This is a genomic window from Blastochloris sulfoviridis (assembly GCF_008630065.1).
GTDB lineage: Bacteria > Pseudomonadota > Alphaproteobacteria > Rhizobiales > Xanthobacteraceae > Blastochloris > Blastochloris sulfoviridis.
On sequence record NZ_VWPL01000032.1, the window covers coordinates 1 to 19680 of the forward strand.

Genomic DNA, 19680 nt, shown 5'->3' on the forward strand with positions numbered 1-19680 from the left:
GCCCTCATCGCCATCGCCCGAAAGCTCCTGACCATCCTCAACGCCATGATTCGAGACAACAAACCCTGGCGAGACCCAAAAGCCGCATGACAGTTGCTCGCTGACGCTCGCCCGGGACGACGAGGTGACGGCTGCCCTCCTACTCCGCCGCGGTGCGCGTCGCCGCCAGTTCCCCCGGCAGCGCGTAGGCCCATTGCGAGATCGAGCCGGCGCCGAGGCAGATGACGTAGTCACCCGGCTCGACCAGACCGGCGACCAGCGGCGCGAGCTGCGGCGCCCCTTCGAGCGGCATCACCTTGCGGTGGCCGCGCGCCCGCAGGCCCGCCACCAGCGCGTCGCGGTCGACGCCCTCGATCGGCGTCTCGCCCGCCGGATAGACCGGCGCCACGATCACCGTGTCGGCGTCGTTGAAGCAGGTGCAGAACTGCTCGAACAGGGTCTGCAGGCGGGAATAACGATGCGGCTGTACCACGGCCACCACCTGCCCCTTGGCGGCGCTGCGGGCGGCCCGCAGCACGGCGGCGATCTCCACCGGATGGTGGCCGTAATCGTCGATCACGGTGACGCCGTTCCACTCGCCGGTGCGGGTGAAGCGGCGCTTGACGCCGCCGAAGCCGGCAAGCGCGCTGCGGATGATGTCGTCGGAAACGCCGAGCTCGTGCGCCACGGCGATGGCCGCGGTGGCATTCAGCGCGTTGTGGCGGCCCGGGACCGGCATTGCGAGATTTTCCAGCGTATTGACCACGGCACCGGTGCGGTCGCGGATCTGCACCGAGAAGTGCGTCTGCATGCCATTGGGCTCGATGCCGAAGATGCGCACGTCGGCCTGCGGGTTCTCGCCATAGGTGACGATGCGGCGGTCCTCGATGCGGCCGACCAGCTCCTGCACCGTCGGGTGGTCGATGCACATCACCGCAAAGCCGTAGAACGGCACGTTCTCGACGAAATCGCGGAAGGCGTCCTTCACCGCCTCGAAGGTGCCGAAATGGTCGAGGTGCTCGGGATCGACATTGGTGACGACGGCGATGTCGGCCGGCAGCTTGAGGAAGGTGCCGTCGCTCTCGTCCGCCTCCACCACCATCCAGTCGCCACCGCCGAGCCGCGCATTGGTGCCATAGGCGTTGATGATGCCGCCATTGATCACGGTGGGGTCGAAATTGGCGGCATCCAGCAGCGCCGCCACGATCGAGGTGGTGGTGGTCTTGCCGTGGGTGCCGCCAATCGCGATGCAGCTCTTCAAGCGCATCAGCTCGGCCAGCATCTCGGCGCGGCGGACCACGGGCACCCGCCGCGCCCGCGCCGCGACCAGCTCGGGATTGTCGCGCTTGACGGCGGAGGACACCACCATCACCGCGGCCGCGCCGAGATTGGCTTCCGCATGGCCGATGGCGACCGTGACGCCCTTGTCGCGCAGCCGCTTGACGTTGGCGTTCTCGGCAAGATCGGAGCCCTGCACGGTGTAGCCGAGATTGACCAGCACCTCGGCAATGCCGCTCATGCCGATGCCGCCGATGCCGACGAAATGGATCGGGCCGAGCTGGCGGGGAAGTTTCATGGCAGGGTCACTCCGGTCTGGCCTGCCGGGCTGTGGCAAGCACGAGGTCGGCAAGGCGGGCGGCCGCGTCCGGCCGCCCCTGGGCGGCGGCGGCCGAGGCCATGCCGGCAAGGCGGGCGGGCTCGCGCGCCAGCCCGGCCAACAGATCAGCAAGGCGCTCGGGGGTGAAGTCCGATTGCGGCACCAGCAGGGCGGCGCCGGCCTCGGCCAGCGAGCCGGCATTGGCGAGCTGGTCCTGATCGAGCGCGCCGGGCAGCGGCACCAGGATCGCCGGCCGGCCGATCACCGCAAGCTCGGCAACGGTCGAGGCGCCGGCCCGCGACACCACGAGGTGCGCGAGCGCCATGCGCGCCGGCAGGTCGGAGAAGAACGGCGCCACCTCGGCCGCAACGCCGAGCGCGCCATAGGCTACCGTTACGGCATCGAGATCCTCGGACCGCGCCTGCTGCACGAGATCGAGCCGGGCGCGCAACGCTGCCGGCAACAGCGAGACGGCGGTGGGCACGATCTCGCTCATCACCCGCGCGCCCTGGCTGCCGCCGAACACCAGGAGGCGCAAGGATCCGCCCGGCATCGGCGCGTCATAGCGGCTGCCCGAAGCGGCGATCACCGCCGGGCGGGTCGGGTTGCCGGTGAAGGCGGCCTTGGCGGCAAGCGCCGGTGAGCCGGCGAACACGCCGGGAAAGCCGGTGGCGATGCGGCTCGCGCGCGGCGCCAGGAGACGATTGGCGCGGCCGGGCACGGCGTTCTGCTCATGGATCACGGTGGGGATCCCGGCGAGGCTCGCCGCCCACAGCGGCGGCACGGTGGGATAGCCGCCAAACCCCACCACCACGTCGGGCCGGAGCCGCCGCATCAGCCGCCAGCCGGCATGAAGGCCGTTCAGCATGGTGAAGCCGAAGCGGGCGAGCGAGGCCGGATCACGGCCGCGTATGGTATCGGCCGTCACCACATGGCGGGCGCGGGCGGGGAAGGAACCGGCATAGGCGGCGGCGCGCGCGTCGGTGACGAGATCGACCACGGCACCGCGGCGGGCGAGTTCGCCGGCCAGCGACTCGGCCGGGAACAAATGGCCGCCGGTGCCGCCGGCCGCGAGCAGAACCAGCGGCGCGCTCACGTCGGCCGCCCCGCGAGGCGGAACGCCGATTCGGCCTCGGCCGCCACTTCCGCGCGCGGCCGGCGTCGGGTGAAGGCGAGCAGCATGCCGACGCCGAAGGCCAGCGAGATCAGCGAAGAGCCGCCATAGGAGATGAAGGGAAGCGTCATGCCCTTGGCCGGAATCAGATGCAGGTTCACCGACATGTTGATCGCCGCCTGCATGCCGAACAAGAGCGCGAGCCCGGCGGTGGCGAAGCGGGTGAACGGATCCTCGTCGCGCAGCGCCAGGACGAGCGAGCGCAGCACCACCAGCGCGAACAGCCCGACGATGGCGATGCACAGGACGGAGCCGAACTCCTCCGCCGCCACCGCGAAGATGAAGTCGGCGTGGCTGTCGGGCAGGATGCGCTTGACCGTCCCCTCGCCCGGCCCGCGGCCGAGCCAACCGCCCGAGGCGAAGCTGCCGAGCGCGGTCTCGATCTGGAAACCGTCATGGCCGGCATCGGGATTGAGGAACTTGTCGACGCGCTTGGTGACGTGCGGCACCAGCGTGTAGGCCGCCATCAGGCCGGTCACCGCGACGCCGCCGAGGCCGACCATCCAGATCCAGCGCAGGCCGGCGAGAAAGAACAGCGCGCACCACACCGTCACCACCAGCACGGTCTGGCCGATATCGGGCTGCGCCGCCAGCGGCACCACGCTGACGCCGAGCAGCGCGAAGGCGAGCGGCAGCGCCGGCACGTCGCTGCGCCGCGTCGATTCGGCGAACAGCCACGCCGCCAGCACCACGAAGGCCGGCTTGAGAATCTCGGAGGGCTGGATGTTGATGCCGCCAATCACCAGCCAGCGGCGCGCGCCCTTGATCTCGGCGCCGAACACCAACGTGGCGAACACCATCACCACGCTGACGGCGAAGATCACCACGCACAGCCGGCGCAGGTCGCGCGGGCTCAAGAGCGAAGTGCCGATCATCACCGCGATCGCCGGCACCAGATAGAAGGCCTGGCGGTTGACGAAGTGGAACGGTTCGAGCCCGAGCCGGTGGGCCACCGCGGGGCTTGCCGCCAGCGACAGCACCACGCCGATCACGATGAGCGCGCCGATGGCGAACAGCGTGATGCGGTCCACGCTCCACCACCACTCACCGAACGTCGTCTTCTCGCGTCTCGACACCATGGCCGCCTCGCCGACAGGATTCATGCGGTTTCCGGTTGATCGACTCGGAATAGTCGACCGGCCGGGAGCCACTCTTTCCCTCTCCCCTTGCGGGAGAGGGTGCCGAGCGATCGGCAGATCGCGAGGCGGGTGAGGGGTAAGACTTCGAGCGTCCGCGACGCGCACCCCTCACCCGGCTCGACCTCGCTTTGCTCGGTCTCACCACCCTCTCCCGCAAGGGGAGAGGGAAGGAAAGAAAAGAGCCGGGCCGATCAGCCGGAAACCGCATCACGCCGCGCTAGGGGCGTGACGCCCCAACATGCCCAACAAAGCGTTAATTGCCGGTTCCCGAACTGGCGGCTTCGGCTGCCAGCGCCCGCACCAGCGCCGCGAACTGCTGGCCGCGCTCCTCGAAGTCGCGGAACTGGTCGTAGGAGGCGCAGGCCGGCGACAGCAGCACCACCGGGTGCGGCCGCCCCTCGGCCGCGGCGTCGGCCGCGGCCCGTGCCACCGCCTCATCGAGCGTGCCGGCCATGACATGCGCCACCCGCCCGCCCAGCGTGCCGGCGAACTCGTCCGCCGCGGCGCCGATCAGATAGGCCTTCGCGATGCGCGGAAAGAAGCCCGTGAGCGTGGTGATGCCGCCGGCCTTGGGCTTGCCGCCGGCGATCCAGTAGATGTCCTCGAACGAGGCCAGCGCACGGGCCGCGGCGTCGGCGTTGGTGGCCTTGGAATCGTTGATGAACAGCACATTGCCGCTGCGGCCGACCTCCTCCATGCGGTGGGCGAGGCCGGGAAAGCTCTTCAGCGCCGCCGACGCGATCTCCGGCGCGAGGCCGCAGGCGGTGGCGGCTGCGAAGGCCGCTGCCGCATTCTGGGCATTGTGGACGCCGCGCAGCGAGCCGATGCCGGCGAGCCCGACCGAGAAGCGCCGGGCGCCGCCCTGCGCCAGCACGATCTCGTGGCCGTCGAGATAGAGGCCGTCGGCCAAGGGCCGGCGCACCGAGACGCGCACCACATGGGTGCCGGCGCGCTCCAGCCGGTCGGCGATGGCCTGGCACAAATTGTCGTCGACGCCGACCACCGCCGTGCCGCCCGGCTGCACGCCGGCGACAAGCCGTTCCTTGATCGCCGCATAGGCCTCCATGGTGCCGTGGCGGTCGAGATGGTCGGGCGTGAGGTTGAGCAGCACCCCGCAGGAGGGATCGAGCGAGGGCGCAAGGTCGATCTGGAACGACGAGCACTCGACGACGTGCACCCGCCCGGAGCGCGGCGGCTCCAGCGACAGGATGGCGGTGCCGATATTGCCGCCGAGCTGCACGTCGCGCCCGGCCAGCTTGAGAATGTGGGCGATCAGCGCCGTGGTGGTCGACTTGCCGTTGGTGCCGGTGATCGCGACGAACGGGCTCGTCGGATAGACGCGCCGGCGCTCGCGCACGAACAGCTCGATGTCGCCGATCACCTCGACCGCGGCATTGCGGGCGAGCCCGACGCTCCAGTGCGGCGCGGGGTGGGTGAGCGGCACGCCGGGCGACAGCACCAGCGCAGCCGCCGAACTCCAGTCGATCTCGCGCAAGGAGCGCACGTCGAAGCCGCGCGCGGCCGCCTCGGCGCGGCGCGCCTCGCTGTCGTCGTCGATGATCGGCTGGGCGCCGCCGGCCCTCAGCGCCTCGGCGGTGGCGAGGCCCGAGGCACCGAGCCCGAACACGGCGACGGCGCGGTCCTTGAAGGAAGTCACGGGGATCATCAGCGCAGCTTCAGCGTGGCGAGGCCGGCCAGCGCCAGCACCACCGAGATGATCCAGAAACGGATCACGATCTGCGGCTCGGTCCAGCCGAGCTGCTCGAAATGATGGTGGATCGGCGCCATCTTGAACACGCGCTTGCCGATCAGCTTGAAGCTCGTCACCTGGATGATGACGGAGAGCGCCTCCAGCACGAACAGGCCGCCGACCACCGCCAGCACGATCTCGTGCTTCGTCGCCACCGCAACGGTGCCGAGCAGGCCGCCGAGCGCCAGCGAGCCGGTGTCGCCCATGAAGATCTGCGCCGGCGGCGCGTTGAACCACAGGAAGCCCAGCCCGGCGCCGACCACCGCCCCCAGGATCACCGCCAGTTCGCCGGTGCCCGGCACGTGCTGGATCTGCAGGTAGTCGGCGAAGATGACGTTGCCGGAGAGATAGGCGATCAGGCCGAAGGTCGAGGCGGCGATCATCACCGGCACGATGGCGAGGCCGTCGAGCCCGTCGGTGAGGTTCACCGCATTGCCGGCGCCGACGATGACGAAGGTGCCGAAGATCAGGAACACCCAGCCGATATTGACCAGCACGTCCTTGACGAAGGGAAACGAGATCGAGGTGGCGAGCGGCCCCTTGGCCACGTACATCAGCGCCAGCACCGCGACACCGGCGATCGAGGCCTCGATGGCCAGGCGCGCCTTGCCCGAATAGCCCATGTGGGTCTGCTTGGTCACCTTGAGATAGTCGTCATAGAAACCGACCAGCCCGAAGCCGACGGTGACGAACAGCACCACCCACACATAGGGATTGGCGGGATTGGCCCACAGCAGCGTCGAAACCAGCATGCCCGACAGGATCATCAGCCCGCCCATGGTGGGCGTGCCCTTCTTGGACAGGATGTGCGACTTCGGCCCATCCTCGCGGATCGGCTGGCCCTTGCCCTGGCGGAGGCGCAGCGCAGCGATGATGGTCGGCCCGAACAGGAACACGAACAGCAGCGCCGTCAGCATGGCGCCGCCGGTGCGGAAGGTGATGTAACGGAACACGTTGAAGGCGGACACGGTGCCCGAGAGCTCGACCAACCACGTCAGCATGCCGCTCTCCCGTTCTGCTGCCGCCCGCTGCGGAGCGGCGCTCGGCATAGCCGCCCGGCCGATGGTTCGGCAAGGCACTTGTGTTCCAGGTTCGCCCGAAATCAACCGCGGCGTGCGGCCACCGCCGCCGCGACCTCGTCATGGTCGGAGAACGGCAGCACCCGATCGCCGATGATCTGGCCGGTTTCGTGGCCCTTGCCGGCCACCACCAGCACGTCGCCGGGCCTGAGCCCGGCCACCGCCTGAGCGATCGCCGCGTGCCGGCCGGCGATCTCCTCGGCGCCCGGCGCGCCCTCCAGGATCGCCCGGCGGATCAAGGCCGGGTCCTCGCTCCTCGGATTGTCGTCGGTGACGATCACCGCATCGGCCAGCCTCGCGGCCACCTCGCCCATCATGCGCCGCTTGCCGGGGTCGCGGTCGCCGCCGGCCCCGATCAGCACAACCAGCCGGCCGGTGGCATAGGGACGCAGCGTGGCCAGCACCTTCTCCAGCCCGTCCGGCTTGTGGGCGTAGTCGACGAACACCAGCGCGCCGTCCACCTCCGCCACCTTCTCCAGCCGGCCCTTGGCGCCTTCGAGATGCTCCAGCGCCGCGAACACCGCGCCGGGCTCGGAGCCGGTGACGATGGCGAGCCCCGCCGCTGCCAGCGCATTGGCCACCTGGAAGGCGCCGGCCAGCGGCAGCCGCACCGAATAGAATCGGCCGCCGGTCTCCACCTCCAGCCGCTGGGCGAAGCCCTCGACCGCGGCCGACACCAGCCGGATGCCGGCGCCGCCGCGGCCGATCGAGAACACGCGCAGGCCGCGCGGCCGCGCCACCGCCCGCACCCGGTCGGCCTCCGGCAGGTCAGCGTCCACCACCACGCCGGCGCCCGGCGGCAGCAGCGCCTCGAACAGCCGCAGCTTGGAGGCGAAATAGGCGTCGAGCGTCAGGTGATAGTCGAGATGGTCGCGCGACAAATTGAGGAAGGCGCCGGCCGAAAACCGCATGCCGTCGAGCCGGCGCTGGTCGAGCCCGTGCGAGGAGGCTTCGATGGCGAGATGCGTCACCCCCTCGCCGGCCAGCCGGTCGAGCGTGGCGTGCAGCGTCAGCGGATCGGGCGTGGTCAGCGAGCCATAGTCGGCGCCGGACGGCGCCACCACGCCGATGGTGCCGACGCTCGCCGCCTTGTGGCCGAGCGCGGTCCAGATCTGGCGGGTGAACGCGGTCACCGAGGTCTTGCCGCTGGTGCCGGTCACCGCCACCTGGGTCGCCGGCTGGCGGGGGTGGCGCCGCGCCGCCGCCCGCGCCAGCGCGCCGCGCACGTCCGCCACCACGATCACCGGCACGCCGAGATCGCCCGGTGGCGCCTGCGCCGCGATCACCGCCACCGCCCCCTTGGCGACCGCGGCCGGCGCATAGGCGAGGCCGTCGGCATTGGTGCCCGGCACGGCGACGAAGGCATTGCCGGGCGTCACCTTGCGGCTGTCGGCGGCAAGCCCCGTGACCTTGAGGCCGGCGGCGCGATGGCCGGGCGGCAGGTCGGCGGCGAACAGGTCGGCGAGCGTGGTCATTGCGAACCCACCAGCGAACGCGCCGCGGCGATGCGCGGCCCACCCTTCAGCAACGCCTCGGCCGGCGGCAGCTCGTCGCGCTTCTCCAGGCCGAGCATCGGCGCGGCGCGGGCGATGATCTTGCCGGTGGTCGGCGCCGCGTTCCAGCCGGAGGTGGCGTAACCATGGGTCTCGGGCAGGCCCTGCGGTTCGTCGAGCATCACCAGCACCAGATATTTCGGCGCATCGGCCGGCAGGATGCCCATGAACGCCGCCATCACCTTGTTCTTGGCGTAGCGGCCATTGATCACCTTCTCGGCGGTGCCGGTCTTGCCGCCGACATAGTAGCCCTTGACTTCGGCCTTGGTGGCCGAACCCTTCTCGGCATTGAGGCGCATCAGATAGCGCATCTTGTCGGAGGTCTCGGGCTTGATCACCTGGGTGCCGAGCTTCCTCGCCTCCTCGGGCGAGCGCTTGAGGAAGGTCGGCGGGATGAGCACGCCGCCATTGACCAGCGCGCACACCGCCGCCGCCGCCTGCAGCGGCGCCACCGACAGGCCGTGGCCGAAGGCGATGGTCACCGTGTTGAGCTCGCCCCAGCGCTTGGGCACCAGCGGCTCGGCGCTCTCGGGCAGCTCGGTTCGCATGCGGTCGAGCTGGCCCATCTTCTTGAGAAACGCCTTGTGGCCATCGACGCCGATCGCGAGCGCCATGCGCGCCGTGCCGATGTTGGAGGAGTGGATGAACACCTCCGGCGTCGACAGGATGCGGTGCGTGGGATGGAAATCGTGGATCTGGAAGCGGCCGTAGCGCAGCGGCGCGCGGGCGTCCCAGGTCGAGTTCAGCGAGATCTTGCCGGAATCGAGCGCCATCGCCAGCGTCAGCGCCTTGAAGGTCGAGCCCATCTCATAGACGCCGGTGGTCAGGCGGTTGATGACGGCATCGTCCTTCGAGGTGACCGGCTTGTTGGGGTCGTAGTCCGGCAGCGACACCATCGCCACCACCTCGCCGGTGTTGACGTCGAGGATGGCGCCGGAGGCCGCCTTGGCCTTGAATTTCGTCTTCGCCTGCATCAGCTCGTCGCGCATCGCATGCTGGACGCGCAGATCGAGCGCGAGCTCGACCGGAACCTGGGCGCGGTCGGTGGCAAGCCCGATCTGGTGCAGGAAGGCCAGGCCGGTCGAATCGACCCACTTCTCGACGCCGGCGATGCCCTGGTTGTCGATATTGACGTGCCCGAGCACGTGGCCGGCCTCGGCGCCAGCCGGATAGACGCGCTTGTTCTCGCGCAGGAAGCCGATGCCGGGAATGCCGAGGCGATGGATCTGCGCCTGCTGCTGGCGCGTGATCTCGCGCTTGAGCCAAGCGAAGCCGCGGTTCTTGGCCGACAGCCGCTCGCGCACCTCCGCCATGTCGAGGTCCGGCATCACCGCCGACAGCAGTTCGAGCGCCTCGTCGACATCGATGATGCGCCTCGGCTCGGCGAACAGCGAGGAGGTCTTGACGTCGGTGGCGAGGATCTCGCCATTGCGGTCGAGAATATCGGGCCGCACTGAGGCCAGCGCCTCGTTGGTCGCGCTGCGGCGGCCGGCACCGCCATCGGCGTCGGCGGCGAGATAGGCGGTCTTGCCGGCAATGATCGCGAAGATCAGCGCGAATGCCACAACCAGCAGCTTGAGCCGGCGGCGCGAGACGGCATGCGCATCGGTGCCGGACCAGCCCACGGGCTTCGGCTCCGGCACCCCGGCGCGGCCGGATGACGGCATGTCGGACCGCGGCCCGCTCATAGCCCGTCTCCCGTCTCGGCGCCGTTGATGGCGTCGCGCGGCTCCATGTCGTCGAGCATGTCGCCGATCGGATCGCCCGGCGGCGGCGGCCGGTCCGGCAGCTTGTCAAGCCGGTCGAGCCGGTCGAGGTCGAAGCTCTTGAGCGCCAGATGGCGGCTGGCCAGCGCCTGGATGCGGTCGGGCCGCGTCAGTTGGCTCCATTCCGCCCGCAGCTGCGCGATCGCCTCCTTCTCCTGCCGGATCTCGCCCCGCAGCTTGGCGATCTTCTCGGCCTGCAGGGTCGACTCGTATTTCACATGATAGACGCTGCCGGCGGCGGCGATCAGCGCCAGCACGACGATGGTGTTGAGGATGCGAAGCATGTCAGCGCCTCCGGCCGGTGGCGGCGAACGGATCGGGCACCCAGCCCGGCGCCGGAGCCTCGCTCCTGGCCGGCGCCGCGGTGCGTATCGCCGCGCGCAGCTTGGCTGAGCGTGCGCGCGGATTTATGGCGACCTCGGCGGCCGACGCCTCGACCGGCTTCTTGACCGCAAGCGAGAAGGTGGCGGGCGCCACCGCGCCCTGCGGCGCATGGCGCGAGCCGCCGGCCGTGGTGCGCGAGCGCTCGGCGAGGAAGGTCTTGACGATGCGGTCCTCCAGCGAATGGAAGCTCACCACCACCAGCCGCCCGCCGTCCTTCAGCACGCGCTCGGCGGCGAGAAGGGCGGTGGCGAGCTCGTCGAGTTCGTCGTTCACCGCGATGCGCAGCGCCTGGAAGGTGCGGGTCGCCGGATGGATGTCGCCGGGCCTGGCGCGCACCACGCGGGCCACGATGTCGGCAAGCTGGCGCGTCGTCGCGATCGGCGCCTCCGCCCGCGCGGCGACGATGGCGCGCGCCACGGCGCGGGAGTGCCGCTCCTCGCCGAACGCGAAGATGACGTTCGCCAACGTGGTCTCATCCAGCCGCGCGATCAGCTCCGCCGCGCTTTCGCCCTCGCTCGCCATGCGCATGTCGAGCGGCGCGTCGGCCCGGAACGAGAAGCCGCGCCCGGCCTCGTCGAGCTGCATCGACGACACGCCGATATCGAGCACCACGCCATCGACCTGGGCGAAGCCGAGGTCGGCGGCGACCGCGTCGAGCCGCGAAAAGCGGTCCTCGACCAGCGTCAGGCGGCCGTCGGCGGCGTTGACCAGATCCCAGCCGGCGAGGATGGCGGTGCGGTCGCGGTCGATCGCCACCACCCGGCAGTCGGCCGCGGCGAGGATGGCGCGGCTGTAGCCGCCGGCGCCGAAGGTGCCGTCGATGATGACGTCGCCGTCCTGCGGCGCCAGCGCCGCCAGCACCTCCCCCACCAGCACGGGAATGTGGCGGGCAGGTCCGCCGGCGGACCGTTCGTCGGGTCCGCCGCCCGCCATCATTCCCGTGCTCCAGGAGCGCGCGCTGGCGCATCCGGGAGTCCGAGGCGTTTGCGAAGATCGCGCACTCTCGTCTTGGCCTCTTCGAGGTGCGTGCGAAAACGCTCCGGTTCCCAGATCTGAAACTTGTGGCCGAGCCCGACGAAGGTGACGGCGTCCTTGATGCGGGCGTGGCTCTTGAGGGTCTCGCTGAGCATGACGCGGCCCTCCGGATCGAGCTTCATCAGCTCGCTCGACCCGTAGAGCGCCCTCGACATCTCGTCGCGCTCGTCCGAATAGGGCGGCAGCATCGCGATCAGCCGGTCGATCTCGTCGATCAGCATCCGCCCGCCGCCATCGATCGCCGGCGCATCGAGGGCCGGCAGGCAATAGGCCCCGTCGAGACCGTCCCGGGCCAGCACCGTGCGATAGGGAGCAGGGATGGACACGCGCCCCTTGGCGTCCAGACGCATCGTGTAGCTGGACACGAAGCGGTCCATCGCGGTCGCCATCCCCCAGCTCGACGCGCGCGCCGACGGGCGCCGGAACGTCCCGCCCGCAGGTGCAGGCCCGACCGCCGCCCAACTGGGGACGGCTGGACCGCGCACACAGGACCGCGCCCGACGCGGCCCATCCGAGCGGGATGGTTTGGGATATCATGGGTAAATATGGTCGTCAATGGAATCGGACGGGGGCCAGACGCTCGTCGCGCCAGGATGCCATTGGATTTACGCTCTCTGAAGGTTAAGGAACGGTTGCCCTGCCGCGTGCGCCCCTGCCACCGCCAGACCAGAATGCGAAAACCGCGCATCGAAGCCAGAAGATCGCCGTCCGGCCGCCGCAGACTCCGGTCTCGCCCTGGGATTCCGGCGCGCTCCGCCACCGGGATCACCCCGTGATCTCCCGGCTCCCGCCGTCGAGGACACCCGGCCGATGACCATTTGGGGAAAGCTCGGCGGCGCCAGCGTCGGCCTCGCCGTGGGCGGCCCGCTGGGGGCGCTGGTCGGCGGCATCGCCGGCCATTTCATCATCGACGTGCCGTTCGGCCGCCCCGCCGATCCGCAGGCGAAGTCGCTCGCCTTCACCATCGGCGTGGTCGCCCTGTCGGCCAAGATGGCCAAGGCCGACGGCGTGGTGACGCCGCTCGAAGTCGAGGCGTTCCACGAAGTGTTCGAGGTGCCTGACGAGGAGATGGCCAATGTGCGCCGGGTGTTCGACCTCGCCAAGGGCTCGGTCGCCGGCTTCGATGCCTATGCCCGCCAGCTCGCCGACATCTTCGCCGACTCGCCCGAGATGAAGGAGGAGCTGATCGACGCCCTCTTCCACATCGCCAAGGCCGACCGGGCGGTGCACCCCCATGAGCGGGCGTTCCTGCGCGAGGTCGCGACGATCTTCGGCTTCTCGGAGGCCGAGTTCGCCGCCATGGAGGCGCGCCATCTCGCCCCCGGCAAGGGCGACCCCTATCTCGCGCTCGGCGTGACGCGGCAGGCGAGCGACGAGGAGATCACCAAGGCGTGGCGGCGACTGGTGATGGAGACCCACCCCGACCGGCTGATCGGCCAGGGCCTGCCGCCCGAGGCGATCCGCCTCGCCACCGATAAGCTGGCGGCCATCAACGCCGCCTACGAGACCATCCGCGCCGAGCGCACTGCCCGCCGATGAGCGAGTATCCGATGCCCGACTCCTTCTCGCCCGATTGCCCGCTGGTCACAGCCGTCATGCCCTCGCCGCGCTTCGGCGAGCGCCGCGGCCCCGGCGGACCCGACGCCATCGTGCTCCACTATACCGGCCTGCCCTCGCTGACCGAGGCGCTGGCCTGCCTCGCCGGTCCGGAAGGCACCGTATCCTGCCACTATGTCGTCGAGGAATCGGGCCGGGTGCTGCAGCTCGTGCCGGAGCACAGCCGCGCCTGGCACGCCGGCGAGTCGATCTGGGCCGGCGACACCGACGTCAATTCACGCTCGATCGGCATCGAGATCGCCAATCCCGGCCATGATTTCGGCTGCCCCGACTTTCCGCAGGCGCAGATCGACGCGGTGATCGCGCTCTGCCGCGACATCATCGCCCGCCGCGCCATCCGGCCCGACCGCGTGCTCGGCCATTCCGACGTCGCGCCCGTGCGCAAACGCGACCCCGGCGAGAAATTCCCGTGGGCCGCGCTGGCCGCGGCCGGCGTCGGCCTGTGGGTGCCGCCCGCCCCGCCCGCCGACGGCCGCTTCATCGTGCGCGGCGAGCGCGGCCTGCCGGTGGAGGCGCTGCAGGCGCTGCTGGCGCTCTATGGCTACGGCCTCGACATCACCGGCCTGTTCGACGAGACGACCGAGGCGGTGGTCGCGGCCTTCCAGCGCCACTTCCGCCCCGCGCGCGTCGACGGCGTCGCGGACGTGTCCACCGTCACCACGCTGCGCGACCTGATCGCGGCCCGCGACGCCAGCCTCAACGCGTCGCGGGCGAGCCCCCGGGTATGACCACCCGTCGTCCCGGGCAAGCACATTTCGCCGTTCCAACCCGGGACCGTGCGCAGGAAAGGGGTGCCCTTTCCTGAGGACGATCCCGGCTCTCGCTGACGCTCGGCCGGGATGACGAAGGGGGAGGTCGTCGTCCCGGGCAAGCGGCAACGCCGCGAAGGACCGTCAGGTCTGGACCGTCAGGGCCTGTGGACGGCCAGGGTCCGGGCCGCGTCACCCCGTCCCTTTTTGTCGTCCGCCCGCCCGTCACCCTTGACGCGGCCGCCCGGCACCCCCATTGCAGCCTTGCCAGTCGGCTGGACGGTCGCCGCTCACGCGGAGGAAAGTCCGGGCTCCATGGAGACACGGTGCCGGATAACGTCCGGCGGGGGCGACCCTAGGGAAAGTGCCACAGAAAGCAGACCGCCTCGGCCTCGGCCGGGGTGAGGGTGAAAGGGTGCGGTAAGAGCGCACCGCGGACCCGGCAACGGGGACGGCATGGCAAACCCCACCGGGAGCAAAACCGAATAGGGGTGGCGCGGGCGGACCGAAAGGCCACGCCCAGGCCCGTCTCTGGGCCGCCACCCGGGTTGGTTGCTTGAGGCGGCGCGCAAGCGCCGTCCCAGAGGAATGGCCGTCACGTCCGGGGGCGACCCCGGGCCCTACAGAACCCGGCTTACAGGCCGGCTGGCACCTGCCCCCTGCCCGGTTTCCGGACACCACGGCGTCCGGCGGGATCCGCCTTTGGGCCGCATGACGATCCGCCGGCTGGGGACGCCACGCGGATGCCGAAGGCGCGATTCGATGCCGGCGCGGCGCTGGCGGTTTGGCTCGCGAATCCTCATCATGCGCGCGATGGAAGACGTAGGACACTGCAGGCGGCGCGGCATCGCCCATTCGACCAACCTCGTGGGGCGGCCCCCGGAGTGGCTGGGAAGTTGCGCCTTCAACGAGGCGCCGGTTCCGCTGCACATCTGGGGCGTGCGCGAGATGAACCCCAGCCTGTTCACCATGCTGGACCAGGCGGGCGACCTCGCCGAGGCGGGCGAAGCGTTCTTCTGCTACATGATGGCGATGTTCGGCCTCGACCCCGAGCAGTGCGACGCGGCCTCAGGCGGAAAGAGGCGCTACCGCTCGTCCTTCCTGCGGCTGATCACCGGCTGGAGCTTCGACAGCAACGGCCCGGAAGGCGCGGTGCTGAAGGGCTGGGTCGAGAGCCGGTTCGGCGTCTGCCCCTCCTTCCACAAGGAGATCATCGACGAGGTTTCGAGCCCCGCCTGGGAAGCCTATGTGGACGAGAAGATGTCGAGCCACTTCCACAACAACGCGATCTGGGTGCAGCTCGACCTGCTGTTCGAGTTCTGCCAATGGGCCATCGGCCGCTTCGCGTTTCCGGAGCAGACGCACCTGACGCTCTATCGCGGCGTCAATGCCTTCGACGAACATTGGATCGTGGATCGGACGGACAGGCACGAGGCGGTGGTTCGGCTCAACAACCTCGTGTCGTTTTCGTCCGACCGCGACGTCGCCGACTGTTTCGGCGACATGATCCTCACCGCGCGCGTTCCCCTCAGCAAGATCCTGTTCTTCAACGGCCTCCTGCCCTCGCATCTGCTGAAGGGCGAGCGCGAGTACCTGGCGATCGGCGGCGAATTCCGGGTGGGCGTGGACTATGTCTAGAGCGTCCGCCAATCCGACCGAACCAGACGGCCTCTCTCGGGTGTCGAGGCGTCGCATTCTCTGTCGCAAGGCCGGTTCCCACTTCTGCGGAGCATGCTCCAGGGAGGCCGCAACATGACCACGCCGACCGTGGAAAACCGTGCGCTCGCGGCCTATCTCGGATTCGCCATCGGCGACGCGCTCGGCGCCACCGTCGAGTTCATGACCAGGGGCGAGATCGCAGCAACGTATGGCGTGCATCGCGACATCGTCGGCGGCGGCTGGCTGAGGCTCAAGCCGGGGCAGGTGACCGACGACACCGAGATGGCGCTGGCGCTGGGCCGCTCGATCCTCCGCACCGGCGGGCTGGACGTCCGCGACGTCTGCGAGGAGTTCGCGGCGTGGCTGAAGACCGGGCCGGCCGATGTCGGCAACACCTGCCGGCGCGGCATCCGGCGCTATATCGAGCATGGAACCGTCGAGGGCGCGTTCTCGGAAGGCGACGCCGGCAACGGCGCCGCGATGCGCGTTCTGCCGGTGGCGCTCGCAACGCTCCGTGAGCCCGGCAAGGCGGATGCGTGGACGCTCGCCCAGGCGCGCGCCACGCATCACCATCCGCTGTCGGACGATGCCTGCCGCGCGCTGGTGCGCATGATGCACGGTCTCTTTGAGGGGCTGGGGAAGGACGTCGTGCGCCGGGAGGCCGCCGATCTCGCGGGCCGGCACCGGGCGTTCCGCTTCGAGCCCTATCCGGGCCAGTGCTCCGCCTTCGTCGTCGACACCATGCAGACCGTGCTGCACCACTATCTTGGCGCGGACTCCTTCGCCGCGTGCGTCGTTTCGACCGTCAACCAGGGCGGCGACGCCGACACCACGGGCGCGATCGCCGGCATGCTGGCGGGCGCCACCTACGGGCTGGACGCCATCCCTGCGCGCTGGCTCGCGGTGCTCGACCGCGACGTGGCGGACGCCATCCAGACGCAGACGCCGCGGCTGCTGGCGATCTCGCAGGGCGCCTGCGCCGAAGGGATCTGATCCGCTCAGATCATCCGCTTCGCCATGTCGGCCTTGCGCGCGATCATCTTGTCGGCAAGCGCGCTGCTGCCGCCGGTCTCGGCGACGACCTGCCGAATCGCGTCATCCGGAATCCGGGTCACCACGGCGATGGCCTCGTCGATCTCGGCAGGGCCCATGTCGCCGAACAGCCGCACCGCGTGCGGATTGTCCTCGTCGGTGCGCAGCGTGTCGAGTTCGCGAACGCAGGTGCCGAACGCGCGGCCCTTGGGATCCCCCTGCGCCCGGAACTCCAGCGCGCCACCGACGTCGAGCGTCAGGACCACCCCGCCCACGACGCCCTGGTTGTCGCCGTCAAAGCCGGCGGCATCCCAATTGGCCGTCCAGGCATGCACGCCGAGCCAGCGCTGCGCCTGCCTGCGCTCGCTGTCGTCGAGCTGCGACACATGCTTCTTGTCGAGCGCGGCAAGCTCGGTCGCGACCTCGTTCGGATCCGTTGCGCGCACATAGGTCAGCGTCGGCGCCCCGGCGAGCTGGTAGAGCCTCGCCGCGAGGATCTCGTTTCGCGCATGCGCGGGCGATTCCAGCGACTTCACATAGAACCGCCGGCCGCTATTGTCCTGGTAGACGCCGCCCGGATTGCTGCCCATCCGCCGGCCGACCTTCTCCATCGCCGCCGTGTCGATGACATCGGCGTCGATCACCGCCGTGGTCCGCCGCACCAGCGCAAGCTGCGCCGGCGTCTCGATCGCGCCCTTGCGCGCGCGGCGGACGTCGCGGATCGCCGCGTCGGGCGCCATGCCCAGTTCGACGAGAAGACGCGCGGCGATCATGCCGGCCCGGCCGAGCCCGCCCCGGCAATGCACGACCACATCGGCGCCGCCGCGCAAGAGCGCACGGATGTCGCGGCCATTCGTCTCCCACTCTCTCTCGAACGCGTCGCTCGGAACCGAATAGTCCGCGATCGGCAGGTGTCGCCAATCGAGGCCGAGGCGTCGGACCTCCGCGCCGAGATGGGGCACCTTGAGCACGTCGAGCTCGCCCGGCTCGACCAGCGTCACCACCAGCCGCGCCCCCCACGCGGCGATGGCGTCGAGATCCGCTCCCAGGTCGCGCGCCCACGCCCCGGTGCGCGCGGCACTGTCATGCTTGCCGGGGCAGAAGGTGATGCCGATTCGCCCATGCGCGGGGCTGGCCCGCACCTCCGCGATCTGAAGGGGGTGTGTCTGGCTTGTCCGCGCCCCGGCCATCCGTCATTCCCGAACACGAAATCGGCTCCCGGAGCCGAAGACTAGAGCATTCTCCGCAAAAGTGGGAACCGGTTTTGCGAAAGAGAATGCGACAACTCAAGAACTTAGAGCGCCCGATCTGATGCAGTCAGTTCGGATCGCGCTCGAAAGCATATTCCGCAAGAGCGGGAACCGGCTTCGCGAAAGAAAGCGGACCTCGAGACTTGGGGCGTCCGCCCGGTCCAATCGGATCGGCGGATGCGCCAGCGCTCGCAGGCGGCGGTCGCGGGGCCGCGTCGCCATGCGGGTCGCGATCCCAAAACTGTTGCGCACTCGCAACAACGGCCGGCATTCTAGCGATTCATTCGCAATTTCGGCTCGGCAGCGGCGCGGCGGAATTGCCGCTGACGTACCGTCCCCGTAGAATTGTAATACTATAACAGTTCCAAACTAGGGTGTTCTGAGATGGGGATTCGGGGTTTGATCGTGATGGCAACGGCTGCCGTGCTGCCGCTTGCCGCGCAGGTGGGTCTGGCCGAGGCGGCGGATCTGAAAGGCAAGGCGCCCGTCGCGGCGGCGGAGCCGCAGCTCTGCAAGGAGACGACCGAGGTCAATCCCGACATCTTCGGTTTTTCGAGCGGTACCGACGTCGCGACGCCGGGCTCGCTGGCGCTGGGCATCGAATATGGCGGCGGCTTCGGCATTCGCTCGGGCCGGGCGATGTCGACCGATGGCAAGGTGCAACTCTCCTACGGGCTGGTGCCGTGCGTCGAGATCGGTCCCTCGATCGTGTTCGGCAACGCCTATGAGGAGACGAATGACGGGCTGGCGCGCACCGAAAGCGACGCGCTCGGCGCCTCCATCGAGGCCAAATTCAAGCTGCTCGGCCGGGCGCAGACCGGCTTCGGCATGACGTTCGTCGTCGAGCCGGGCTGGGCGCGGGTGAAGGAGCGCACGCGCTTCGCCAGCGGCGATCCGAACGAGACGAGCAATCACGACGAGACCAGCCTCGCCATGAAGCTGCTGTTCGACGCGGTGCTGGTGCCCGACCGGCTGTTCTTCGCCCTCAACTTCGTCCATGAGGCGGCGTGGATCGACGTGACGCCGCAGGAGGAGGAGTCGGCCTTCATCACCTCGGCGGCGCTGACCCTGCAGGCGACCGAGAACTTCTTCCTCGGCGTCGAGGGCAGCTACCGGCAGGCCTATGCCGGCGCGTGGTTCGACCAGGCGCAGGGCGATGGGTGGTACATCGGCCCGACCTTCTTCTGGGCGCTCAGCGAGAACGTCGCGCTGTCGGGCGCGCTGGCGGTCCAGGTTGCCGGCAACGAGAAGTCGTCGGAAGAATATATCGCCATGGGTGACATCAATCTCGTGGACTTCAGCCAGTACGATGCCAAGCTGAAGCTCGGCATCTCCTTCTGATGTGACGTGAAGTCCGGTTGACCAAGCCGGATTTCACCCCCTGCCCTCGCCCGCAGTCGAGCCTGCGCCGGCGGCGGGATGACGATCCGCAGCAAAGCCCGCGCCGGCAGTGTGACCATGCCGGCGCGGGCTTTGGCTGTTTATGCGACCCGCTGGCCCCACCGGCCGGCCGGCGCATGGCCGGTCCAGTTGCGGCATCATGGAAGGCGCGCCCTGCGCGGCATCCGCCATCGGGGCCATCGGCCCGCTTTGGCCGCGATTGGCGGCGCCCTGCACGGGCAGAGACCGCGACCGCCGCGGTCCGGCGATCGCCGTCAGATCACCCGCCGCGCTGCGCGGGATTTCACAAGACTACCCGAAGCGCCCGTTTGGAGTTGGCAATCCAGCCCCAACTCACTACAAATCGATCCGCAATTCGAGAGGTCGATGGCTTGATTGAATTGGAGCGCAAGTTCCAACACCTTGAGTTCGCACACCTTATCTCGCAGAACCGGCGGCCGGTTCTGCGCCGGATGCTCTGGACGGCGAGGCCCGGCCGGCTCATGAGGGCCAAATCTACGCTTCCCATTGTTCCCG

General features: G+C 69.7%; 16 protein-coding genes and 1 other RNA gene. 6 read left to right on the plus strand and 11 right to left on the minus strand.

Annotation, left to right across the window (positions count from 1 at the left end; translation table 11 throughout):
- Positions 1 to 139: 139 nt before the first annotated feature.
- The 10 genes from murC to F1193_RS14085 all read right to left on the minus strand — a co-directional run bounded on the left by murC (position 140) and on the right by F1193_RS14085 (position 11833).
- Positions 140 to 1555, minus strand: coding sequence for a UDP-N-acetylmuramate--L-alanine ligase (gene murC, locus F1193_RS14040; RefSeq protein ID WP_150098429.1), 1416 nt, complete (start codon positions 1553 to 1555; stop codon positions 140 to 142).
- A gap of 7 nt (positions 1556 to 1562) precedes the next feature.
- A complete protein-coding gene (gene murG / locus F1193_RS14045) occupies positions 1563 to 2672 on the minus strand; it encodes an undecaprenyldiphospho-muramoylpentapeptide beta-N-acetylglucosaminyltransferase (protein ID WP_246164410.1) in 1110 nt (369 codons plus the stop codon).
- Positions 2669 to 3829 carry a putative lipid II flippase FtsW gene (gene ftsW, locus F1193_RS14050; RefSeq protein WP_150098461.1) on the minus strand — a complete coding sequence of 387 codons (1161 nt, stop codon included), beginning with the start codon at positions 3827 to 3829 and terminating at the stop codon, positions 2669 to 2671. Before ftsW ends, murG begins: the two co-directional genes overlap by 4 nt.
- Positions 3830 to 4142: 313 nt before the next feature.
- On the minus strand, positions 4143 to 5555 hold the full coding sequence (gene murD / locus F1193_RS14055) for a UDP-N-acetylmuramoyl-L-alanine--D-glutamate ligase (protein WP_150098430.1): 1413 nt from the start codon (positions 5553 to 5555) through the stop codon (positions 4143 to 4145).
- On the minus strand, positions 5555 to 6640 hold the full coding sequence (gene mraY, locus F1193_RS14060; RefSeq protein WP_150098431.1) for a phospho-N-acetylmuramoyl-pentapeptide-transferase: 1086 nt from the start codon (positions 6638 to 6640) through the stop codon (positions 5555 to 5557). Before mraY ends, murD begins: the two co-directional genes overlap by 1 nt.
- Before the next feature lie 101 nt (positions 6641 to 6741).
- Positions 6742 to 8193, minus strand: a complete 1452-nt coding sequence (locus F1193_RS14065) for a UDP-N-acetylmuramoyl-L-alanyl-D-glutamate--2,6-diaminopimelate ligase (protein WP_150098432.1) — start codon at positions 8191 to 8193, stop codon at positions 6742 to 6744.
- Positions 8190 to 9938: a peptidoglycan D,D-transpeptidase FtsI family protein gene (locus F1193_RS14070; RefSeq protein WP_150098462.1), complete on the minus strand. Its 1749-nt coding sequence runs from the start codon at positions 9936 to 9938 to the stop codon at positions 8190 to 8192. The genes F1193_RS14065 and F1193_RS14070 overlap by 4 nt, the downstream gene beginning before the upstream one ends.
- 17 nt (positions 9939 to 9955) lie before the next feature.
- Positions 9956 to 10321 carry a cell division protein FtsL gene (gene ftsL / locus F1193_RS14075; RefSeq protein WP_150098433.1) on the minus strand — a complete coding sequence of 122 codons (366 nt, stop codon included), beginning with the start codon at positions 10319 to 10321 and terminating at the stop codon, positions 9956 to 9958.
- Between the two features lies 1 nt (position 10322).
- Positions 10323 to 11354, minus strand: a complete 1032-nt coding sequence (gene rsmH, locus F1193_RS14080) for a 16S rRNA (cytosine(1402)-N(4))-methyltransferase RsmH (protein ID WP_150098434.1) — start codon at positions 11352 to 11354, stop codon at positions 10323 to 10325.
- Complete coding sequence (locus F1193_RS14085) at positions 11354 to 11833, minus strand: division/cell wall cluster transcriptional repressor MraZ (protein ID WP_150098435.1); 480 nt, start codon at positions 11831 to 11833, stop codon at positions 11354 to 11356. The genes rsmH and F1193_RS14085 overlap by 1 nt, the downstream gene beginning before the upstream one ends.
- 433 nt (positions 11834 to 12266) lie before the next feature.
- Between F1193_RS14085 and F1193_RS14090 the strand changes: the two genes are divergently transcribed.
- The 5 genes from F1193_RS14090 to draG all read left to right on the plus strand — a co-directional run bounded on the left by F1193_RS14090 (position 12267) and on the right by draG (position 16474).
- Positions 12267 to 12995, plus strand: coding sequence for a TerB family tellurite resistance protein (locus F1193_RS14090; protein ID WP_150098436.1), 729 nt, complete (start codon positions 12267 to 12269; stop codon positions 12993 to 12995).
- An 11-nt stretch (positions 12996 to 13006) separates the two neighbouring features.
- Positions 13007 to 13801, plus strand: a complete 795-nt coding sequence (locus F1193_RS14095) for an N-acetylmuramoyl-L-alanine amidase (RefSeq protein WP_246164414.1) — start codon at positions 13007 to 13009, stop codon at positions 13799 to 13801.
- 288 nt (positions 13802 to 14089) lie between these two features.
- Positions 14090 to 14475, plus strand: an RNA gene (gene rnpB, locus F1193_RS14100) — RNase P RNA component class A.
- 151 nt (positions 14476 to 14626) lie between these two features.
- Positions 14627 to 15460, plus strand: a complete 834-nt coding sequence (locus F1193_RS14105) for an NAD(+)--dinitrogen-reductase ADP-D-ribosyltransferase (RefSeq protein ID WP_150098438.1) — start codon at positions 14627 to 14629, stop codon at positions 15458 to 15460.
- Positions 15461 to 15574: 114 nt separating this feature from the next.
- Positions 15575 to 16474, plus strand: coding sequence for an ADP-ribosyl-[dinitrogen reductase] hydrolase (gene draG, locus F1193_RS14110; protein WP_150098439.1), 900 nt, complete (start codon positions 15575 to 15577; stop codon positions 16472 to 16474).
- 5 nt (positions 16475 to 16479) lie between these two features.
- On the opposite strand, the gene F1193_RS17300 is transcribed toward draG, so the two are convergent.
- Complete coding sequence (locus tag F1193_RS17300) at positions 16480 to 17655, minus strand: cyclin-dependent kinase inhibitor 3 family protein (protein ID WP_246164415.1); 1176 nt, start codon at positions 17653 to 17655, stop codon at positions 16480 to 16482.
- 516 nt (positions 17656 to 18171) lie between these two features.
- Between F1193_RS17300 and F1193_RS14125 the strand changes: the two genes are divergently transcribed.
- A complete protein-coding gene (locus tag F1193_RS14125; RefSeq protein WP_150098440.1) occupies positions 18172 to 19104 on the plus strand; it encodes a hypothetical protein in 933 nt (310 codons plus the stop codon).
- The last annotated feature ends 576 nt before the right edge of the window (positions 19105 to 19680 follow it).

Bases quoted from the DNA above. Each gene is read 5' to 3' on its own strand.
- murC (WP_150098429.1), bottom strand. From the start codon at position 1,555: ATGAAACTTCCCCGCCAGCTCGGCCCGATCCATTTCGTCGGCATCGGC.
- ftsW (WP_150098461.1), bottom strand. From the start codon at position 3,829: ATGGTGTCGAGACGCGAGAAGACGACGTTCGGTGAGTGGTGGTGGAGC.
- murD (WP_150098430.1), bottom strand. From the start codon at position 5,555: ATGATCCCCGTGACTTCCTTCAAGGACCGCGCCGTCGCCGTGTTCGGG.
- mraY (WP_150098431.1), bottom strand. From the start codon at position 6,640: ATGCTGACGTGGTTGGTCGAGCTCTCGGGCACCGTGTCCGCCTTCAAC.
- F1193_RS14065 (WP_150098432.1), bottom strand. From the start codon at position 8,193: ATGACCACGCTCGCCGACCTGTTCGCCGCCGACCTGCCGCCCGGCCAT.
- F1193_RS14070 (WP_150098462.1), bottom strand. From the start codon at position 9,938: ATGCCGTCATCCGGCCGCGCCGGGGTGCCGGAGCCGAAGCCCGTGGGC.
- ftsL (WP_150098433.1), bottom strand. From the start codon at position 10,321: ATGCTTCGCATCCTCAACACCATCGTCGTGCTGGCGCTGATCGCCGCC.
- rsmH (WP_150098434.1), bottom strand. From the start codon at position 11,354: ATGGCGGGCGGCGGACCCGACGAACGGTCCGCCGGCGGACCTGCCCGC.
- F1193_RS14085 (WP_150098435.1), bottom strand. From the start codon at position 11,833: ATGGACCGCTTCGTGTCCAGCTACACGATGCGTCTGGACGCCAAGGGG.
- F1193_RS14090 (WP_150098436.1), top strand. From the start codon at position 12,267: ATGACCATTTGGGGAAAGCTCGGCGGCGCCAGCGTCGGCCTCGCCGTG.
- F1193_RS14095 (WP_246164414.1), top strand. From the start codon at position 13,007: ATGCCCGACTCCTTCTCGCCCGATTGCCCGCTGGTCACAGCCGTCATG.
- F1193_RS14105 (WP_150098438.1), top strand. From the start codon at position 14,627: ATGCGCGCGATGGAAGACGTAGGACACTGCAGGCGGCGCGGCATCGCC.
- draG (WP_150098439.1), top strand. From the start codon at position 15,575: ATGACCACGCCGACCGTGGAAAACCGTGCGCTCGCGGCCTATCTCGGA.
- F1193_RS14125 (WP_150098440.1), top strand. From the start codon at position 18,172: ATGGCAACGGCTGCCGTGCTGCCGCTTGCCGCGCAGGTGGGTCTGGCC.